This window comes from Candidatus Eisenbacteria bacterium (assembly GCA_018831195.1).
In the GTDB taxonomy this organism is placed as follows: Bacteria; Eisenbacteria; RBG-16-71-46; order CAIMUX01; family JAHJDP01; genus JAHJDP01.
The window spans coordinates 84,706-102,048 of the sequence record JAHJDP010000028.1 but is presented as its reverse complement, the minus strand read 5'-3'; the positions used below and the strand labels follow the sequence as shown (position 1 = coordinate 102,048).

The window sequence follows — 17,343 nt, the reverse complement described above, 5'->3', positions numbered from 1 at the left end:
ATCCGACATGCTTTTCATACGTTCCATTCTTATTGCGCTGCAGTCGATGTGGTCCGCCAAGCTACGGACCTTTCTCACATTGCTCGGGACGATTATCGGCGTGTTCTCAGTGGTGGCCGTTGTTTCCGTGATTCAAGGACTCAACCGTTATGTCGCCAACGAAATTCTCGGGACGGGCAGCCACGTCTTTAACATAACAAAGTACGGTATCATCACCGACATGGAGGATTATCTCAAGGCCCAGCGGCGGAAGGATTTCACGCTGGAGGATGCAGAGTGGCTTCGCCGCAAGCTGAAACTGGCCGATGTTGTTGTCGCGCAGATGAGCCGGCGGCAGGACGTCCGCGGATTGAAAGAGCGGGCGGATATGGTTGCGATCGTCGGCATACAAGACGGCTATCCGGAGGTCGGCCAATATCCACTGGGTGAGGGGCGCCATCTGACGGAAGCGGATGTCTCCTTAAGGCAGAATGTCGCCGTGGTCGGCTCAAGGATTCGTGAGGAGCTGATGCATGTCGGCGATCCGATCGGGCAGAAGCTCCGTATCGGCGGGCATACATTTCATGTGGTCGGCGTGTTGGAGCCGCGTGGCTCGGTGCTCGGGATTTCACAAGACGACATTGTTATTGTACCGATCACGAGCTATCAAAAGATCTTTGGGCGGAGACAATCAGTCGAGATCCAGGTCAAGGCTCTCCGGCCGGAGCTCATGCTGGAGGCGCAGGATGAGGCGATGCTTTGGGCGAAGATCCACCGTGGTTTGAAGCCCTATGACGATCCTGACTTCGCCATTGTCACTTCCGACATGTTATTCAGCTTCTACGAACAGGCCACGGCCGGGCTCTTTATCGGAATGCTTGGTGTTGTAGGGTTAAGCCTGCTTGTGGGTGGTATTGTCATTATGAATATCATGCTGGTGGCCGTGGCGGAGAGAACAAAGGAGATCGGGCTTCGCCGCGCCTTGGGAGCCAGGGCCCAGGATATTGTTTTACAATTCCTCGTCGAGTCCGCCACCATTTCCGGGTTGGGGGGGGTGGCAGGCGTCATTTTGGGCGCCGGTTTGGCATGGGGACTGCGGGCCGGGACACCCCTCCCGACACATGTTGATCCCTTCTCCATCCTTGGAGGACTTCTGCTGGCGATCGTGGTCGGCGTCGTCTTCGGCCTCTATCCAGCGCGGCGGGCCAGCCGGTTGCACCCGATTCAGGCCCTCCGTCAAGAGACATAGATGATATCAAGGGGGGACAAAACGAAGGGCCGGGCCCTTCTGCTGAACGATAGCCTGCAGGAGGCGATCCTAGTTCTCTGGGGACAGAAACTCCGATCGATTCTCACCCTGCTGGGAATCATGATTGGTGTGGGCAGTGTTGTGGGGATGGTCTCGATCATCTCCGGGCTCAATCAATCGATGAGCCGGCAGATCGCTTCTCTCGGCACGGGTGTGCTCTATGTCAGCAAGTATGAGGCGCAAGTCCAGATCGGTCCGTCTCGGCGTGAACGCCGGCCCGATCTCACCGTGGACGAAGCCCGCGCCATCCGGCAGCAAGCACCGGCCGTGGCTTGGATATCCGCGCAGATTGAACGGCAGGAGACCGTAGAGTATCGGGGCGTCAGCACGAGAACGCTCGGGATTACAGCCGCGACGGAAGCCTTTCTTCCGTGCAACGGGTATGAAGTGGCTGAAGGGCGCTTTATCAGTCCGGCCGATGTCGCCGGCCGCGAGCGTGTCGTTGTCCTGGGCGCCGGAGTGAAAAAGATCCTCTTTCCTTGGGGAGGGGGGTTGGGATCCTGGGTCCGGATTGGGGGACAGAGCTACCAGGTGATCGGATTTCTGGAAGGAAAGGGATCCTTTTTGGGATCCTCCCTCGATGACCTGGCCGTCGTTCCGTTGCCTTTTTTTGTCGAGAAAACGCGGTACGGGGAGTCGGTCGACTATTTCGTAGTCCGGCCGACCCGGCCCGAGGATGCCGATGAGGCGCGGGATCAGGTCAGCGGTGTTCTCCGGAGATTGCGCGGGCTGCGACCCAATGATCCTGATAATTTTGGGATTACCAGCCAAGCGCGGCTGCTCGAGCTCTATCGGCAGATTACCTCCGGTTTCTATATGGCCATGATCCTCATCTCGGCCATCGGTCTGCTGGTGGGTGGGATCGGCGTGATGAATATGATGTTGGTGGCGGTCGGTGAGCGAACCCGGGAGATCGGTCTGAGACGAGCGATCGGCGCCCGGGCGCGGGACATCATGAGTCAATTTCTAATAGAAGCAGCGGCTCTGACCCTTCTGGGAGGCCTGGCGGGGATTATTCTCGGGCTGCTGCTGGCCGCCGGTGTTCATCTGGGGACGCATCTTCCCTTCGCATGCCCCCTCTGGGTCGTGGTAGTTTCACTAAGTGTCTCAACAGGTGTCGGGTTTGTGTTCGGTCTTTATCCGGCCTATCGGGCCAGCCGGCTGAATCCTATCGATGCACTTCACTATGAGTAGACAAAAACCGCAGCCATAAGAAGAGACCCATGCGTGCCATCACAATCCGGGGAGCCCGGGTTCACAATCTCGACAATATCAGTCTGAAAATCCCCAGAGACAAGCTCATCGTCATTACGGGTGTGAGCGGTTCCGGGAAATCAAGCCTGGCCTTCGATACAATCTATGCGGAAGGCCAGCGGCGTTATGTCGAATCTCTGTCGGCCTATGCCCGGCAGTTCCTTGGGCAAATGGAAAAACCCGATGTGGATAGTATTGAGGGTTTAAGTCCCGCCATTTCGATTGAGCAAAAGGGGGCCGGCCACAATCCCCGCTCAACCGTGGCGACGCTCACGGAGATATACGATTACCTGAGGGTCGTTTTTGCCCGGGTGGGGCGACGTTATTGTCCCGATTGCGATATTCCCATCCAAGGCCAATCGATTGATGAGATCACCGCCTCCGTTCTTGAACATTTCGAAGGCCAGAAGACGCAGATTTTGGCGCCTATTGTGCAAGGGCGGAAGGGAGAATTCCGAAAGGAATTGGATCAACTCCGCCGGGATGGATTTCTCCGGGTCCGGCTCGACAATGAAATCCTCAGCTTGGATGAGGAGATCCAATGTGCGAAGACAAAGGTTCATCATTTGGAAGTTGTCATCGATCGGATCGTAGCCGAATCGCGGCGGAGAAGCCGGTTGGCCGACTCGCTCGAAGCGGCTCTGCGCGCCGGCGGCGGCGTCGTCATGGTTCTCGGCGATGCGGGGGAGCCTGAAACCTTCAGCGAGAAGGAAGCCTGCGCGAACTGCGGCCGCTCTTTTGATCCCCTGCATCCGCGGGTTTTTTCCTTTAACAATCCCTATGGCGCCTGTCCCGAATGCCAGGGATTGGGTACGCTTTTGGAAGTGAACCCCGAACTGCTGATTCAGGATCCCGCTCTCAGCGTCCGTGACGGCGGAATCGCCTTTATCCGATCCGTCGATGATGGCTGGACCGCCCTCATCCTCCGCGCGATGGCCGCGAAGTACCATATCGATCTCGATCGCCCCATTGCAAAACTGCCCAAAAACCATTTGAACAGACTCCTTTTTGGAACGGGGGAAGAACGTTTTACCGTTAAATGGGAAAGGAGTGGGAATACCGGTGAGTGGATGACCCGGTATGAAGGATTGGCGCCGAACCTTGAACGCCGCTATCGGGAGACCCATTCGGATGAGATTCGCGAGGGGATCGGTCGTTTCATGTCGCCCCAGCCCTGTCCCGCCTGCGGCGGCTCCCGGCTTCGGCCTGAGAGCCGGGCGGTTCGGATCGGGTCCCACACTCTCCCTGATTGGATTCGGATGGGCGTGGGGGAGGCCGCAGCGCATGTCGACGATCTGGCGCCGACGGCACGCGATCGATCGATTGCCGGACAGGCGTTGAAAGAAATTCGAGATCGGCTCCGGTTTCTCAATGATGTGGGACTGTCGTATATCACCCTCGACAGGCCTTCCTCGACACTCTCCGGCGGCGAATCCCAGCGCATCCGTCTTGCGACACAGATCGGATCGCGGCTTGTCGGCGTTCTCTATGTCCTGGATGAACCGAGCATCGGTTTGCACCACCGGGATAATGATCGTCTTCTCCAGACGCTGAAACAGCTCAGAGATCTGGGGAATAGTGTCTTGGTCGTCGAGCATGACCGGGAGACGATCCTAGAGGCCGATCATATTATTGATCTGGGACCCGGCGCCGGCCGGTATGGCGGACGGATCGTGGCGGAGGGGACGGCGGCACAGATCAAACGTTCTAAAGAGTCGCTCACAGGTCTCTACCTTTCCGGTCAGCGGGCGATCCCCATTCCCAAGCAGCGCCTGAAAGGGAACGGCCAATCGCTGGAAATCCTCGGGGCCACCGAGCATAACCTAAAGTCGATTAACGTCCGATTTCCCCTGGGAACGTTCATCGCCGTAACCGGTGTGTCGGGTTCGGGGAAAAGCACCTTAGTTGACGAAATTCTCTATCGCGCCTTGGCGCGCCGATTGCACCGAGCCTCTCTATCACCCGGGGCCCACCGCTCGATTCGCGGCATTGATAAAATTGATAAAGTTGTGGAAATTGATCAAAGCCCGATCGGCCGCACTCCGAGATCGAATCCCGCGACCTATACCGGCGCCTTTACCCATATCCGCGATCTAATGACCCGGCTCCCTGAAGCCAAAGTCCGCGGCTACAAGCCGGGGCGATTCAGTTTTAATGTAAAGGGAGGCCGCTGTGAGGCCTGTCATGGGGATGGCGTTGTCAAGATCGAGATGCACTTTCTCCCGGATGTCTTTGTTCCGTGCGAGGTATGCCAGGGCCGCCGTTACAATCGAGAGACACTCGAGGTGACATTCAAGGGCCATTCGATCGCCGACATACTCAAAATGACCGTCGAAGAGGCGGCCGATGTCCTGGGGAATATTCCGCCTTTAAAACGAAAGCTCGAGACATTGAGCGATGTCGGGCTCGGATATATCCAGTTGGGGCAGCCGGCCACCACCCTCTCCGGGGGGGAAGCGCAGCGTGTTAAATTGGCCACGGAACTCTCCCGTGTCGCCACAGGGAAAACTTTTTATATTCTCGATGAACCAACGACGGGATTGCACTTTGAAGATATAAGAATGCTCCTGCAGGTCCTGCGCCGTCTGGTGGCGTCCGGCAATACCGTTGTCGTCATCGAACATCAGCTCGATGTCATCAAGACAGCGGATTATATTATCGATTTGGGACCGGAGGGGGGCGACGGTGGAGGGAGGATTGTGGCCGAGGGATCACCGGAAGAGGTTATGAAGATCAAGAGTTCGTTCACGGGAACGGCGCTCAAGGAATACCTCGGATCGGGTGGATCTCCAAGCCGTTGATGGATCACTTCATCGATGGATAAGCGCCGTTAATGGTCATTGTTATGAGCCGGAAAGACGGCACCAGGATTGACAGTTCCGGCTTTGCTCATTAGTTTAAAGGGGTTGCGCTCGATTAACTTGCGCTAGGCGCTGAGGGAGGAGGAACTGTGAGGTGAACCTTGCGAAGAAGACCCCGTTGCATGAATTTCACACACGCCGGCAGGCAAAACTAGTTCCCTTTGCGGGCTGGGAGATGCCTCTTTCTTATCAGAACGGCATCCTGGCGGAACACAAATTCGTTCGCTTGCAGGCCGGCCTCTTTGATGTTTCCCATATGGGCCGCCTCAGAATCGAGGGAGCGGGCGCGGTCGATTTCACCAACCGGATCATTGCCAATAACGCCGCGAAACTTGATCCCGATCAATTGCTTTACTCCTGCGTATGCAATCCGGCGGGCGGCGTGCTTGACGATGTGACTGTTTACCGCCAGGCGGAAGGATTCCTCATGGTGGTCAATGCCGTCAATCTCGAGAGGATCCGCGAGTGGCTGAAAGAGCAGGCTCCACCCGATGTCATCCTCAGGGAAGAAACGGAAGAGGTCGGACAGATCGCCCTTCAGGGACCGGCGGCGGCTTCGATTCTTGAAAAACTAGCGGGGGAAAAGATTGCCGAGGGACTTGGATACTATCGTCACACGGCATGGAAATGGAGGGGTGTTGATGTCCTCGTCAGCCGCAACGGTTATACAGGCGAAGATGGATTCGAAATCTATCTTCCTTCGGCTGAAACACGGGGTCTTTGGGACGCCCTTCTGGAATCCGGCCAGCCCGCGGGATTGAGGCCGATCGGTTTGGGCGCGCGGGATACGCTGAGGATGGAGATGGCTTACTGCCTTTATGGCCATGAACTCGATCTTGATATTTCCCCACTGGAAGCCGGATTGGCTTGGACGGTCAAAATGTCTAAGGGTGATTTCATTGGGCGGGAAGCTCTCCAGCGGCAGAAAGAAGAGGGCATACCACGAAAACTCATTGGATTGACGCTGAGCAGCCGGAACCTGCCCCGTTCCGGCGACGCCCTTTATGCCGGCGACCGGCTGATCGGGAAAGTGACGAGCGGCGGAATTTCCCCATCCTTGGGAATTCCAATCGCGCTGGGTTTGGTGGAGCCATCCTCGGCCGCGGTCGGGGAAAAGATAGAGGTAGAAGGTCGTAGAGGGAGGCTGGAAGCGCGGATTGTCGAACGGCCCTTTTACAAAAACGGAACCGCCAGGGTTCCCAAGGCGCCGCTTCGGTCAAAGAATCCAGCGAAAGGATCCGAAACAGTGTAGGAATCCGCACTTCGCGGATGGGGGAAAACATGGAATTTCCTGAAGGCTTCTATTATACAAAAGATCATGAATGGGTACGTAAGGAAGGGGATGAGGTCGTCATCGGCATTACCGATTATGCCCAACAGGCTCTCGGCGACATCGTCTTTGTGGAACTTCCGGCCGACGGCGGTGACCTGAGGCAGGGGGATCCCTTCGGATCGGTCGAGGCCGTGAAGGCCGTAGCTGATCTTTTTTCACCCATAGTGGGATCCGTAACGGCCGTCAATCTGGATCTCGAGGATAACCCCGGGCTGGTCAATGCCTCTCCCTATGGTGACGGGTGGATCATCAGGGCGAAGGTTGATGAAGCGACCCATTGGGATGAGCTGTTGGATGTCCTGGCATATCAGGAGTTGGTCAAGGGCCTTGAAGGTTGATCCACAGGCCTTTCCCTCAATCATCTGAAGCATCCTGAGCAGGAGCTAACACAAGTCCCGGCACCCGAACCCATCATGATTAGAGGATCCGATGAACCATTGCGTGGGACACACTCAAAAAGAAGAAGAGGTGATGCTGAGCCGGATCGGCGTCGCCTCGTTCGAAGATCTTTTGGAACAAATCCCCAAGGATCAGCGTCTTAAAAAAACCCTCGATCTCCCGTTCCCGCTTTCGGAATCGGAATTGAAGGGGTTATTCAATAAACTCTCGAGAAAAAACTACGATGCGGCTGTCGTGCCCTCGTTTCTCGGTGCGGGATATTACGATCACGACCACCCCGCCGCCGTGGGGCACATGATTCAGCGATCGGAATTCGCAACGGCCTATACGCCCTACCAAGCCGAGGTCTCCCAGGGAACCCTTGCGTCTATATTTGAATTTCAGACGGCCATTTGTGAACTGACAGGTCTCGATGTCGCCAATGCCTCACTGTATGACGGCGGATCGGCCTGCGGCGAAGCGCTCTGGATGGCCTTGGGTGAAACGCGCCGGAACAAGATACTTGTTTCCGAGGGACTCAATCCCTGCTGGCGCCGGGTCGTGGAGACCTACCTCGGCACGCCGGGTGTCGTTTTGGAGACCCTGCCGTCGTTGAAGGGACGAGTGGATCCGGCGGAGTTGAAAAGCGCCATCACCTCAGACGTCGCCGCGGTTCTTGTTCAACATCCGAATGTCTATGGCCTTCTTGAAGAAACCGGCGCCTTGGGTGAGGTCGTTCAAGGAACCGGCGCGCATCTCGTCGCTTCGGTCGATCCCGTATCCCTTGCGCTGCTCGAGCCGCCGGGTTCCTGGGGCGCCACCACGGCGATTGGAGAGGGGCAATCCTTGGCGATTTCTCCCTCGTACGGGGGACCGGCTATTGGATTCATGGCCACGCGTTCCTCTATGATGCGCCGAATGCCCGGCCGGATCGTCGCCGAGGCTACCGATACGCGCGGCCAGCGGGGTTTTGTGCTGACGCTTCAAACCCGCGAACAACATATCCGGCGGGCGAAGGCCACATCGAATATTTGTACAAACAGCAATCTTGTGGCCCTGGCGATGCTGATCTCCCTTTCCCTTATGGGTCCCGTCGGATTGCGTGAGATGGCCGAGCTCTCCCTTCGCAAGGCTTGGCGGGCCCGGGAGCGGCTGCTGAAAATCCCCGGTGTCACAGCACCCTTCGCAGGCCCGTTCTTCAGGGAATTCCTGCTCGAGCTCCCCCGGGACGCCGAGGAAGTTGTACTGGAGATTTATAGAAGGGAAGGGATCCTTGCCGGTGTCCCCGGCGCCCGGCTTTGGAAAGACCACCCCAACCGGCTCCTCGTCGCTGTCACGGAGAAAAGGACCGACGATGAAGTTGAACAATACGCCGCCGCATTGGAAGGGGTTCTTGCATCATGAATGTCGAATTGATTTTTGAAAAATCCCGGAAAGATCATCGGGGCCATTCATTTCCAAAGGATGGAGGCGATAAACCCGCCCTTGACGATCTGATTCCCGAGAGGCACCGCCGTTCGAAGCCGCCGCGGTTGCCTGAGGTGACCGAATCCGAGGTTGTCCGGCATTATATAAAACTCTCGGCGCTCAATTTTCATGTGGACAAAGGAATGTACCCTCTGGGTTCTTGTACCATGAAGTACAACCCGAAGGTGCACGAAGATCTGGCCAACATTAACCGGTTTGCCGGGCTTCATCCATGCGCCCCAGTTGAACTATGCCAAGGGACGCTTGAAATGTTATACCGGTTCTCCGAAGAGATGTCCCACATCATGGGTATGGACGCTCTCTCCCTTCAGCCCAGCGCCGGGGCGCAGGGGGAAATGTTGGGCATGAAGCTGGTGGCGGCCTATCATAAAGATCGAGGGTTGAACAAAAAAACCGTTTTGATCCCCGACTCGGCGCATGGAACCAATCCGGCGTCGGTTGCCGTCGCGGGATTTACACCGGTGGAAATCCCCTCGGGGCCCGACGGCCGGATAAATCTGGAAGCGACGCGTGAAAAGATCAACGACGAAACGGCGGCGATCATCATTACCAATCCCAATACTTTGGGTATTTTTGAACGGGATATGCCGACGATCGCCCGGTGGATTCATGAAGTCGACGGCTTGGTCTATATGGACGGCGCCAATCTGAACGCCTTGGTTGGATGGACCCGTCCCGGCGATCTTGGGGCGGATATTGTTCACATTAACCTGCACAAGACATTTTCCACACCGCACGGCGGCGGGGGGCCGGGGGCTGGACCGATCGGGGTCAAGGCCGGTCTGATCCCTTTCCTACCCATTCCTGGAGTGATCAGGGAGGGGGCAGGGTATGCCCTCGATTGGAACAGACCCAAGAGTGTGGGGAAGATCCATCCCTTCATGGGAAATGTGGGTGTGATTCTCAGGGCATGGGCCTACATGCGCACGCTCGGGGCCGAGGGTTTGGCGGCGATCAGCCGGGCGGCGATCGTCAATGCCAATTACCTGCTGCATCTGGTGAAGGAAGATTATTCGCCGGCCCGTCCAGGTCCCTGCATGCACGAGTTCGTCATTACTCCAAGGATTCCAAAGGAAAAGGGGCTTCGGAATACGGATGTCGCCAAACGCCTCCTTGATTTCGGCTTTTATGCGCCGACCGTATCCTTCCCCCTTATCGTGCATGAGGCGTTGATGGTGGAGCCCACCGAATCCGAGCGGCAGGATACCCTGGAGCGGTATGCGGCGGTTTTGAAGCAAATTGCCAAGGAGGCGGTGGAAACTCCTCAAACACTTAAAGATGCGCCTACGGAGACTCCTGTGGGCCGTCTGGATGAAGCGGCAGCCGCCAGAAGGTTGAAGCTGCGCTGGGAGCCTGAGGATGCCGGAGAGACCGCCTGAGATGATCTGGAAGGCTCGTCCGGTTTCCAACAGGCCGGTTCGGGGAGTTCTTGTTGTGGCTCTCATTCTAATTTTCTCGATCGCTGTAGGGATCTGGATGAGATCTCGTTATTGGGGTATATTCGGATTCTTGGTCCTGTTTCTCTCCCTGGAATCTTTCTTCTTTGCGACAACGTATCGTTTGGGGGAGGACGGAGTGGAAGTGAGAAAACGTTTCTCAAAGAGCCTTAGAGGCTGGGATACTTTTCGGACCGTTTATGTCGACCGGCGGGGTGCTACACTGAGTCCCTATGAAGGCAGGGCCTTTATGGAACCCTACCGGGCCAGCCGGATTCTTTTCGCGGGCAATCGGGATCTCGTTATGGATTTCATCCGGTCCCGGATTGGTCCGGAAGTTCGGATTGTGGAGACATCGTGAAAGAAACCGGTCTCGCCCCTGCTGATGAGAAACTCTTGGAATCGGTTGCCGGACGGATCGTACGGATGCGGATGGGCGTTCCGGCCGTTTTTTTCCTGGAATCAGCAAAGCCTCTCTCCTTCATCGGAAGTCAGGCGCTGGTCTTCATGGAACCTTTTGTTAAAGCGTTTCTTACGCTGCCGCAGTATGACCAGTTCGCCAGAATGATGGAGGACCGGTCCAATGTGGAGCGCATGATTCAGATCATCGAGAAGATGGATCGTGAGCAGGACAGGCGGGAAAAGGAAATCCGTCGGAAGATGAAGGAAGAAAAGCAGGCGACCCGGGTGCTGAAGAAGGGCGCCGCCATGCAGAAATGGAGATGGTGGGGGAGATGATGCCGGAAGAGATCCGAACGATCTTGGCCACGGACTGTGGATCAACAACGACAAAGGCCATTCTCATCGATAAGCTCGAGGATGGGTACCGTCTCATCGTGAGAGGCGAAGCGCCGACAACCGTTGAGGCGCCCTTTGAAGATGTGACACGAGGGGTTCTCAACTCTATTCGGGAGGTTGAGGAACTTTCAGGTCGCCAGATCCTCGATGGCGAGAAAATCATCACACCGAGAGACGGCAATAGGGGTGTGGACATCTATCTCTCCACATCGAGCGCCGGAGGCGGTTTGCAGATGATGGTCACCGGTGTCGTTAAATCGATGACCGGAGAGTCGGCCCAGAGAGCGGCTTTGGGCGCCGGAGCGATCGTGATGGATGTGATCGCTTCGAATGACGGCCGGCTGCCTCATGAGAAGATCCGCCGGATTCGTGACCTGCGTCCGGATATGATCCTCCTTTCGGGAGGGGTTGACGGGGGGACGACGACACACGTCGTCGAACTCGCCGAGATCCTCGCAGCGGCCGATCCCAAACCACGGTTGGGACGGGCTTACCAGCTTCCCGTCATCTATGCGGGCAATAAAGATGCGATCGGTCCGGTCGAGGACCGACTCGCCGATAAGACGGCTTTGGAGATCACTGAAAATATCCGCCCTCTGATGGAGAGGGAGAATCTCAGCCCGGCGCGTCATAAGATCCATGAATTGTTCATGGAACATGTGATGTCACATGCTCCCGGGTATCACAAACTCATGTCCTGGACCCCGCAACCGATCATGCCGACACCGGCCGCGGTTGGGTCAATCATCCAGACCATATCAGAGCAGCAGGGGATCGAAGTTCTCGGTGTCGATATCGGCGGGGCGACGACGGATGTCTTTAGTGTTTTTCAGAATGTTTTTAACCGGACGGTGAGCGCCAACCTCGGTATGTCTTATTCGGTATCGAATGTATTGGTCGAGGCGGGTGTTCCCAATGTTTTGCGCTGGATTCCCTTTGCCATGGATGAAAAGGATCTGCAGAACCGGATCAAGAACAAGATGATCCGCCCGACGTCGGTTCCCGATACACTCGAAGAGTTGATGGTCGAGCAGGCGATTGCGCGTGAAGCGCTTCGTTTGGCCTTTGAGCAGCATAAGTCCCTCGCTGTTGGATTGAAGGGTGTACAAAAGGAGCGGACGATCAGCGACACTTTTGAGCAGACCGGTTCCGGGGCGACGCTGATCAATATGTCGGATCTCGATCTGCTGGTCGGCAGTGGCGGCTGTCTTTCACATGCGCCGCGCCGCGTTCAAGCCGCTGCCATGCTGATCGATGCCTTCCTCCCCGAGAAGGTGACCGAGCTGGCGGTCGACTCCATCTTCATGATGCCGCAGCTCGGCGTCCTGGCTTCGGTTCACCCCGCTGCGGCGACGCAGGTCTTTGATAAAGATTGCCTTATCCGATTGGGAACCTGCATCGCGCCGATCGGAACGGGCAAGGATATGCAGAAATGCCTGAACGTGGTGGTGAAATTCCCCGACGGCCGTGAAGAAACAATCGATATCCCCTTCGGCAATATCCTGCGCATTCCTTTGGATCCTGGCGATGAAGCGGAAGTCACCATGCATCCCGCCGGGGGATTCGATGTCGGAATGGGTAAGGGCAAGAGCCGCAAATCAACGCTGCGTGGCGGAGTTTCGGGTCTCATCTTTGATTGCCGCGGTCGTCAACCTTTCGAGCCGCCAAAGGAAAACGAGATGCGCGTCCGCAAGCTGAAAGAGTGGTCGAAGGCGATGGATCTTTACCCGGAAGCATAGTTCTGAGTTTGGACCTGGGCGGGGTTCTTGGTTTCGTTCTGTAAGAGGCATGGTTTTTCAGTTGTTCGTTGAGGGCCGCTGAGTACGGCCTCACCGGTTTTGAGAAGGAGGAGTCGGTCTTGGCACATGCATATACTCCCGGATTGAGGGTGGCGGGAAAAACTCTGATCCACAAGGTTCGGCGGCTCCCGTTAAAGGGAGAGGTTTTGGTGGAGAAGGGCCAGAAGGTCGCCGCGGAAGATATCGTGGCTCGCACGGAACTGCCAGGCAATGTGCAACCGGTGAAAGCGGCCAGTATTCTCGGTGTTCATCAAGCCGATCTGAAAGAGTTTATGCTTAAAAAGGAAGGTGATACCGTCGTCAAGGATGAACCGATCGCTCTGAGCAAGAGCTTCTTTGGAATCTTCAAGAGCCAATGTAAATCCCCTTGTAACGGAACCATGGAGAGCATTTCCACCATCACCGGCCAGGTGATCATCCGCGAACCACCGATTCCCGTTGAGGTTGATGCCTATATCGACGGCATCGTGACTGAAGTGATCCCTGAAGAAGGGGTTATCGTGGAATCAACGGGGGCCTTTATCCAGGGGATTTTCGGCGTCGGCGGTGAGACATCCGGCATTCTCCGTATCTTGGTCGACAACCCGGCAGAGGAGTTGGAAGAGAAACATCTGAAGGGTGATCTTTTGGGAACGGTTATCGTCGGCGGTTCGAGAGTGACGGTCGATATTTTTAGGAAGGCTTGTGATATGGGGGTCCGCGCGGTCGTTATCGGAGGGTATGACGCCTCCGATATAAGAAACCTCCTGGGATACGATCTTGGTGTCGCCATCACCGGAACCGAGAAGATCGGCGCCACTCTTGTGGTGACCGAAGGTTTCGGCACAATGAATATGGCCGATCGGACCTTCCGGCTGCTCAAGGATCATGAAGGTGAGAAAGTCTCTGTTAACGGTGCGACCCAAATCCGGGCCGGCGTAATGAGGCCGGAGATCGTAATTTCTCTCGGCGAAATCCTCAGTACGGATGATGCCGTCAAGGCGGATGCCGTGCTGGGTGTGAGGGAAGGCAGTCTGATTCGAGCCATCCGAGCGCCCTACTTCGGCAAGATCGGCCAGGTGACGGAGCTTCCATCAGATTTGCAGAAACGCCCATCGGAGACGATGGTGAGGGTTCTCAAGGTGCGCTTCCATGATGGAGTGGAAGCCACGGTACCGAGGGCCAATATCGAGATGATCGAGGAGTAATGGATCTCGGATTTATCACGCTCCTCATCCAATCCACGGCCGAAGCCGCGCCCGAAAATCTCTGGTTTGATCCGGGGCGGCTCAATGTTCTATTACCGATTGTTATCTTCGTACTGGCGATTCTTCTCTTTGTCGAGTTGACGAAGAGGGGGCATTTCACGACGATCCGACGGATTGCAGGTCTCGATGCCATTGAGGAGGCGGTGGGACGGGCTACAGAGATGGGGAAGCCCGTTCTTTATGTCCCGGGCATCGACGAGGCGAACAATATTCAAACCATCTACAGCATGGTCATTCTCAATAATGTGGCTCAAATGGTGGCGAAATATGAAACGCCTCTCGTGGTTCCGATCTGCCGGGCCTTTGTCGTCCCGTTGGCCGAAGAGACCGTCAAAGCGGGGTATATGACCGCGGGCCGGCCGGAAGCCTTTAATCGCGACAATATCCGGTACCTCTCCGACGAGCAGTTCGCTTTCACGGCGGCGGTCAACGGCATCATGCTTCGCGAGCAACCCGCCGCGAATCTTTTTCTCGGGTCATTTTATGCCGAGAGCCTCATTCTGGCCGAGACAGGTTTCTCCACGGGAGCGATTCAGATCGCGGGGACGGCGAACATTCATCAATTGCCGTTTTTTGTTGTCGCCTGTGATTATACATTAATCGGCGAGGAGTTCTTTGCGACCTCGGCCTACTTGTCACGGGAGCCTGATCTCCTCGGAACATTGAAGGCCACTGACTTCATGAAACTATGTATCATGCTGCTTCTTATCATTGGTGTCATTCTAAGCACCTTTGATCTGGCGTCCTTGGGTGACTGGTTCCAGGTGAGGTGATCGGATGCGCCGTGAAGTGCCATTGGCCCTGACCATGATCTTCGGGATCTTCATGATTCTTGAGTTTTTCGTGCGGCACCCCTTTATTACCAATATCGGTTCTGAATTCCAGCAATGGACCATCATTGTCGCGGCGGCCGCCATTGTCCTGGGTGTGCTCAATGTGGCGAGGATTCACGCTAATAAAATCCGGACAAAAAAGAAGGATTGGCCCTATTCAATCTTTCTTATTGTCGGTCTCGTCGTCATGGCTCTATTGGGTATCGTGCGGGGGATCGGCGAGCAATCTTTCTTTAACTATCTTTACATCAATGCCTATGTTCCGATGCAGGGCACTATGTTCAGCCTCCTGGCCTTCTATATCGCCTCCGCCGCCTTCCGGGCTTTTCGCATCCGCAAATTTGAGGCCGGATTGCTGGCCATTGTGGCCGTGATCGTCATGATCGGCCGGGTGCCCATCGGGGCCGCAATCTGGGACAGACTTCCCGGGATCACCAGCTACATCATGGACTATCCGAATCTCGCCGCCAAAAGGGCCATCCTGATCGGGGCGGCGCTGGGAGCGATCTCCACCGGGATGAAGGTTGTCCTGGGTATTGAACGCAATGTCCTGGGCGGCGGATCATGAGCGGCTTTCTGGGAAAAGCGCTGGATCGCTTCGTCACCATTGTGGAGATGGACCGCCGCATCATCTTCCTCTGTATATTCATCTCCGTCGCGATTCCCCTCTTTTTCCCCATGGGTTTTCCCATTCAACCCAGCAAAGAAGTAGTGACCCTCTATGAAGCGGTCGAGGCTCTGCCCGTGGGTTCGGTTGTTTATCTGGCGGCCGATCTGGATCCCGGCTCAATGCCCGAGTTGTATCCAATGATGGAAGCCGGGATGCGCCACATGTTCCGCAAAAATCTGAAAGTCGTGGCCGGATGTTTATGGCCTGCCGCGCCGCCTCTCGTTGATGAGGCCTTCCGGGATATCGGCATCGGGGAGTACAACAAAACTTACGGCGTCGATTTTGTAAATTTGGGATTTAAGGAAGGACGCGAGGTTGTCATGGTTTCCCTGGGGAAATCGATCCCCGAGACCTTCCCGGCCGATTATCGGGGAACGCCGGTCGGCTCGATTCCCATGATGGAAGGGATTGAGACGATTCATGATATTGATCTGATTTTTAATGTTTCAGCCGGGTATCCTGGGACGAAAGAGTGGGTGCAGCAGGTTCAGAGCCGGTTCGATATCCGGATCGTGGCCGGTGTCACAGCCGTCAGTGCCCCGGAATTCTATCCCTACATTCAATCGGGGCAATTGGCCGGATTGCTCGGAGGCCTTGCCGGCGCCGCCGAGTACGAGGTTCTTCTGCGGCAACCGGGATCCGGCGTTAAGGGGATGGACGCCCAGAGTCTGGGCCATCTTGTTATCGTTGGGTTTATCATTCTCGGAAACCTCATCTTTATCATCGGGCGGAGAAGGAGAGGGCCTGATCATGACTGATGCTATCGGAGCCACTCTGGCCGCTGTATTGACATTGGCCATTTTCTCCTTTCTCTATAAAGACAATCCTGTCTATAAGGCCGCTGAACACCTTTTTGTCGGTGTGGCGGCCGGCTATTATCTGGCTTTGCAGTACCAGCAGGTCTTCCGTCCCAACCTCTTCAATCCTTTGTTTCATGATGGAAAATTATTGAACCTTATCCCTTTGGCCCTCTGCATCCTTCTCTTTCTTCGCCTGGCGCCTCGTGTCGGATGGTTGAGCCGTTGGTCAATGGGTGTTCTTGTCGGGGCCTTCTCCGGTCTCCAGGTGATTGGATTTGCGCAGGGCGATCTGGTGGAGCAGATCGGGGCGAGCATGATGAGTCTGAACACCGGACATACATGGATCGATATATCGAACGCCATCCTCCTCGTGGGACTTTTGGCCTCTCTCTTCTATTTCTTTTTCTCCGTGGAGCACCGCGGTGTGGCGGGTGGGGTGGCGCGGCTGGGTATCTGGTTCCTTATGATATCCTTCGGCGCGTCGTACGGATTCACCGTCATGGCGCGTATATCCTTGCTGATCGGCCGTCTAAACTTCCTCTTTTTCCAATGGCCAAAAGCTCTCGGTCTTTGACCCTTTGAGTAGGAGGCTGAGGCCGAAGCAGTCAGTAAGTATTGAAAATATCCCCAATCTCTTGTAAGATCTTCGTCAAGTGAGGTTCGACGCTTTGAAGGAAGATTTTTTTAACGTTGATGATGGAGCCGTCACGGTCTCGGCGCAGACCGCATGACTGCTCCATTTCTGCAGGTGGGGAGATCCTCAGAGATCGAAGGTCGGTATCAGGGACTTCCTCAAGGAGTGGTTGTTCGGAGGTGGAGTTTGATGGTAGAGAATGGCCGAGTTAAGTGGTTCAACGACGCAAAAGGGTACGGTTTCATTGAAAGGGAAAGCGGCCCGGATGTTTTTGTCCACTATTCAGAGATTGGTGGAGATGGTTTTCGCACCCTAGAAGAGGGCATGAAGGTTCAATTTGAGGTTAAAGAGGGTCCCAAAGGGCTTCATGCAACCAGCGTGACCAAGGTGAAGGAGTAACATATCCTTTTCACTGTGGCCGGGGAGTGTCATCTAATTTCCCGGTGCAGATTGTAACTCCTTCTATAGAAACTCGTTAGGACGAGTCCACCTCTTTAGAGCGATCTGTGAGTGGGATTTCCAAG

General features: G+C 55.8%; 16 protein-coding genes. All 16 read left to right on the top strand.

What is annotated here, in order from left to right; translation table 11 throughout:
* Positions 1-7: 7 nt before the first annotated feature.
* The gene (locus KJ970_05365) at positions 8-1,228 is read left to right on the top strand and encodes an ABC transporter permease (protein MBU2690339.1); all 1,221 of its coding nucleotides are present in this window, start codon (positions 8-10) and stop codon (positions 1,226-1,228) included.
* Complete coding sequence (locus tag KJ970_05360) at positions 1,229-2,482, top strand: ABC transporter permease (protein MBU2690338.1); 1,254 nt, start codon at positions 1,229-1,231, stop codon at positions 2,480-2,482. It abuts the gene before it with no gap.
* Positions 2,483-2,511: 29 nt separating this feature from the next.
* Positions 2,512-5,343, top strand: a complete 2,832-nt coding sequence (uvrA, locus tag KJ970_05355) for an excinuclease ABC subunit UvrA (protein ID MBU2690337.1) — start codon at positions 2,512-2,514, stop codon at positions 5,341-5,343.
* Positions 5,344-5,497: 154 nt separating this feature from the next.
* Positions 5,498-6,655, top strand: a complete 1,158-nt coding sequence (gene gcvT / locus KJ970_05350; GenBank protein ID MBU2690336.1) for a glycine cleavage system aminomethyltransferase GcvT — start codon at positions 5,498-5,500, stop codon at positions 6,653-6,655.
* A 29-nt stretch (positions 6,656-6,684) separates the two neighbouring features.
* Positions 6,685-7,074, top strand: a complete 390-nt coding sequence (gcvH, locus tag KJ970_05345) for a glycine cleavage system protein GcvH (GenBank protein MBU2690335.1) — start codon at positions 6,685-6,687, stop codon at positions 7,072-7,074.
* Positions 7,075-7,165: 91 nt separating this feature from the next.
* Positions 7,166-8,518: an aminomethyl-transferring glycine dehydrogenase subunit GcvPA gene (gcvPA, locus tag KJ970_05340; GenBank protein ID MBU2690334.1), complete on the top strand. Its 1,353-nt coding sequence runs from the start codon at positions 7,166-7,168 to the stop codon at positions 8,516-8,518.
* Positions 8,515-9,981, top strand: a complete 1,467-nt coding sequence (gene gcvPB / locus KJ970_05335) for an aminomethyl-transferring glycine dehydrogenase subunit GcvPB (protein MBU2690333.1) — start codon at positions 8,515-8,517, stop codon at positions 9,979-9,981. The genes gcvPA and gcvPB overlap by 4 nt, the downstream gene beginning before the upstream one ends.
* A 97-nt stretch (positions 9,982-10,078) precedes the next feature.
* Complete coding sequence (locus KJ970_05330; GenBank protein MBU2690332.1) at positions 10,079-10,399, top strand: hypothetical protein; 321 nt, start codon at positions 10,079-10,081, stop codon at positions 10,397-10,399.
* Positions 10,396-10,776 carry a hypothetical protein gene (locus KJ970_05325; GenBank protein MBU2690331.1) on the top strand — a complete coding sequence of 127 codons (381 nt, stop codon included), beginning with the start codon at positions 10,396-10,398 and terminating at the stop codon, positions 10,774-10,776. Before KJ970_05330 ends, KJ970_05325 begins: the two co-directional genes overlap by 4 nt.
* Complete coding sequence (locus KJ970_05320) at positions 10,773-12,575, top strand: glutamate mutase L (GenBank protein ID MBU2690330.1); 1,803 nt, start codon at positions 10,773-10,775, stop codon at positions 12,573-12,575. The genes KJ970_05325 and KJ970_05320 overlap by 4 nt, the downstream gene beginning before the upstream one ends.
* 119 nt (positions 12,576-12,694) lie before the next feature.
* Positions 12,695-13,822 (top strand): hypothetical protein, encoded by a 1,128-nt coding sequence (locus KJ970_05315; GenBank protein ID MBU2690329.1) that lies wholly within the window; start codon positions 12,695-12,697, stop codon positions 13,820-13,822.
* Positions 13,822-14,655 carry a hypothetical protein gene (locus tag KJ970_05310; protein ID MBU2690328.1) on the top strand — a complete coding sequence of 278 codons (834 nt, stop codon included), beginning with the start codon at positions 13,822-13,824 and terminating at the stop codon, positions 14,653-14,655. The genes KJ970_05315 and KJ970_05310 overlap by 1 nt, the downstream gene beginning before the upstream one ends.
* Positions 14,656-14,659: 4 nt before the next feature.
* A complete protein-coding gene (locus KJ970_05305; GenBank protein ID MBU2690327.1) occupies positions 14,660-15,283 on the top strand; it encodes a hypothetical protein in 624 nt (207 codons plus the stop codon).
* Positions 15,280-16,143 (top strand): hypothetical protein, encoded by an 864-nt coding sequence (locus KJ970_05300; GenBank protein ID MBU2690326.1) that lies wholly within the window; start codon positions 15,280-15,282, stop codon positions 16,141-16,143. Before KJ970_05305 ends, KJ970_05300 begins: the two co-directional genes overlap by 4 nt.
* Positions 16,136-16,759, top strand: coding sequence for a hypothetical protein (locus KJ970_05295; protein MBU2690325.1), 624 nt, complete (start codon positions 16,136-16,138; stop codon positions 16,757-16,759). Before KJ970_05300 ends, KJ970_05295 begins: the two co-directional genes overlap by 8 nt.
* 249 nt (positions 16,760-17,008) lie before the next feature.
* Entirely contained in the window at positions 17,009-17,218 is a 210-nt protein-coding gene (locus KJ970_05290) for a cold shock domain-containing protein (GenBank protein MBU2690324.1), read from the top strand.
* The last annotated feature ends 125 nt before the right edge of the window (positions 17,219-17,343 follow it).

What these genes read in the sequence shown, in the direction of transcription:
- gcvH (MBU2690335.1), top strand. Translation starts at nt 6,685, where the DNA reads ATGGAATTTCCTGAAGGCTTCTATTATACAAAAGATCATGAATGGGTA.
- gcvPB (MBU2690333.1), top strand. Translation starts at nt 8,515, where the DNA reads ATGAATGTCGAATTGATTTTTGAAAAATCCCGGAAAGATCATCGGGGC.
- KJ970_05330 (MBU2690332.1), top strand. Translation starts at nt 10,079, where the DNA reads ATGAGATCTCGTTATTGGGGTATATTCGGATTCTTGGTCCTGTTTCTC.
- gcvPA (MBU2690334.1), top strand. Translation starts at nt 7,166, where the DNA reads ATGAACCATTGCGTGGGACACACTCAAAAAGAAGAAGAGGTGATGCTG.
- KJ970_05300 (MBU2690326.1), top strand. Translation starts at nt 15,280, where the DNA reads ATGAGCGGCTTTCTGGGAAAAGCGCTGGATCGCTTCGTCACCATTGTG.
- KJ970_05320 (MBU2690330.1), top strand. Translation starts at nt 10,773, where the DNA reads ATGATGCCGGAAGAGATCCGAACGATCTTGGCCACGGACTGTGGATCA.
- KJ970_05305 (MBU2690327.1), top strand. Translation starts at nt 14,660, where the DNA reads ATGCGCCGTGAAGTGCCATTGGCCCTGACCATGATCTTCGGGATCTTC.
- KJ970_05295 (MBU2690325.1), top strand. Translation starts at nt 16,136, where the DNA reads ATGACTGATGCTATCGGAGCCACTCTGGCCGCTGTATTGACATTGGCC.
- KJ970_05360 (MBU2690338.1), top strand. Translation starts at nt 1,229, where the DNA reads ATGATATCAAGGGGGGACAAAACGAAGGGCCGGGCCCTTCTGCTGAAC.
- KJ970_05310 (MBU2690328.1), top strand. Translation starts at nt 13,822, where the DNA reads ATGGATCTCGGATTTATCACGCTCCTCATCCAATCCACGGCCGAAGCC.
- KJ970_05365 (MBU2690339.1), top strand. Translation starts at nt 8, where the DNA reads ATGCTTTTCATACGTTCCATTCTTATTGCGCTGCAGTCGATGTGGTCC.
- KJ970_05290 (MBU2690324.1), top strand. Translation starts at nt 17,009, where the DNA reads ATGGTAGAGAATGGCCGAGTTAAGTGGTTCAACGACGCAAAAGGGTAC.
- uvrA (MBU2690337.1), top strand. Translation starts at nt 2,512, where the DNA reads ATGCGTGCCATCACAATCCGGGGAGCCCGGGTTCACAATCTCGACAAT.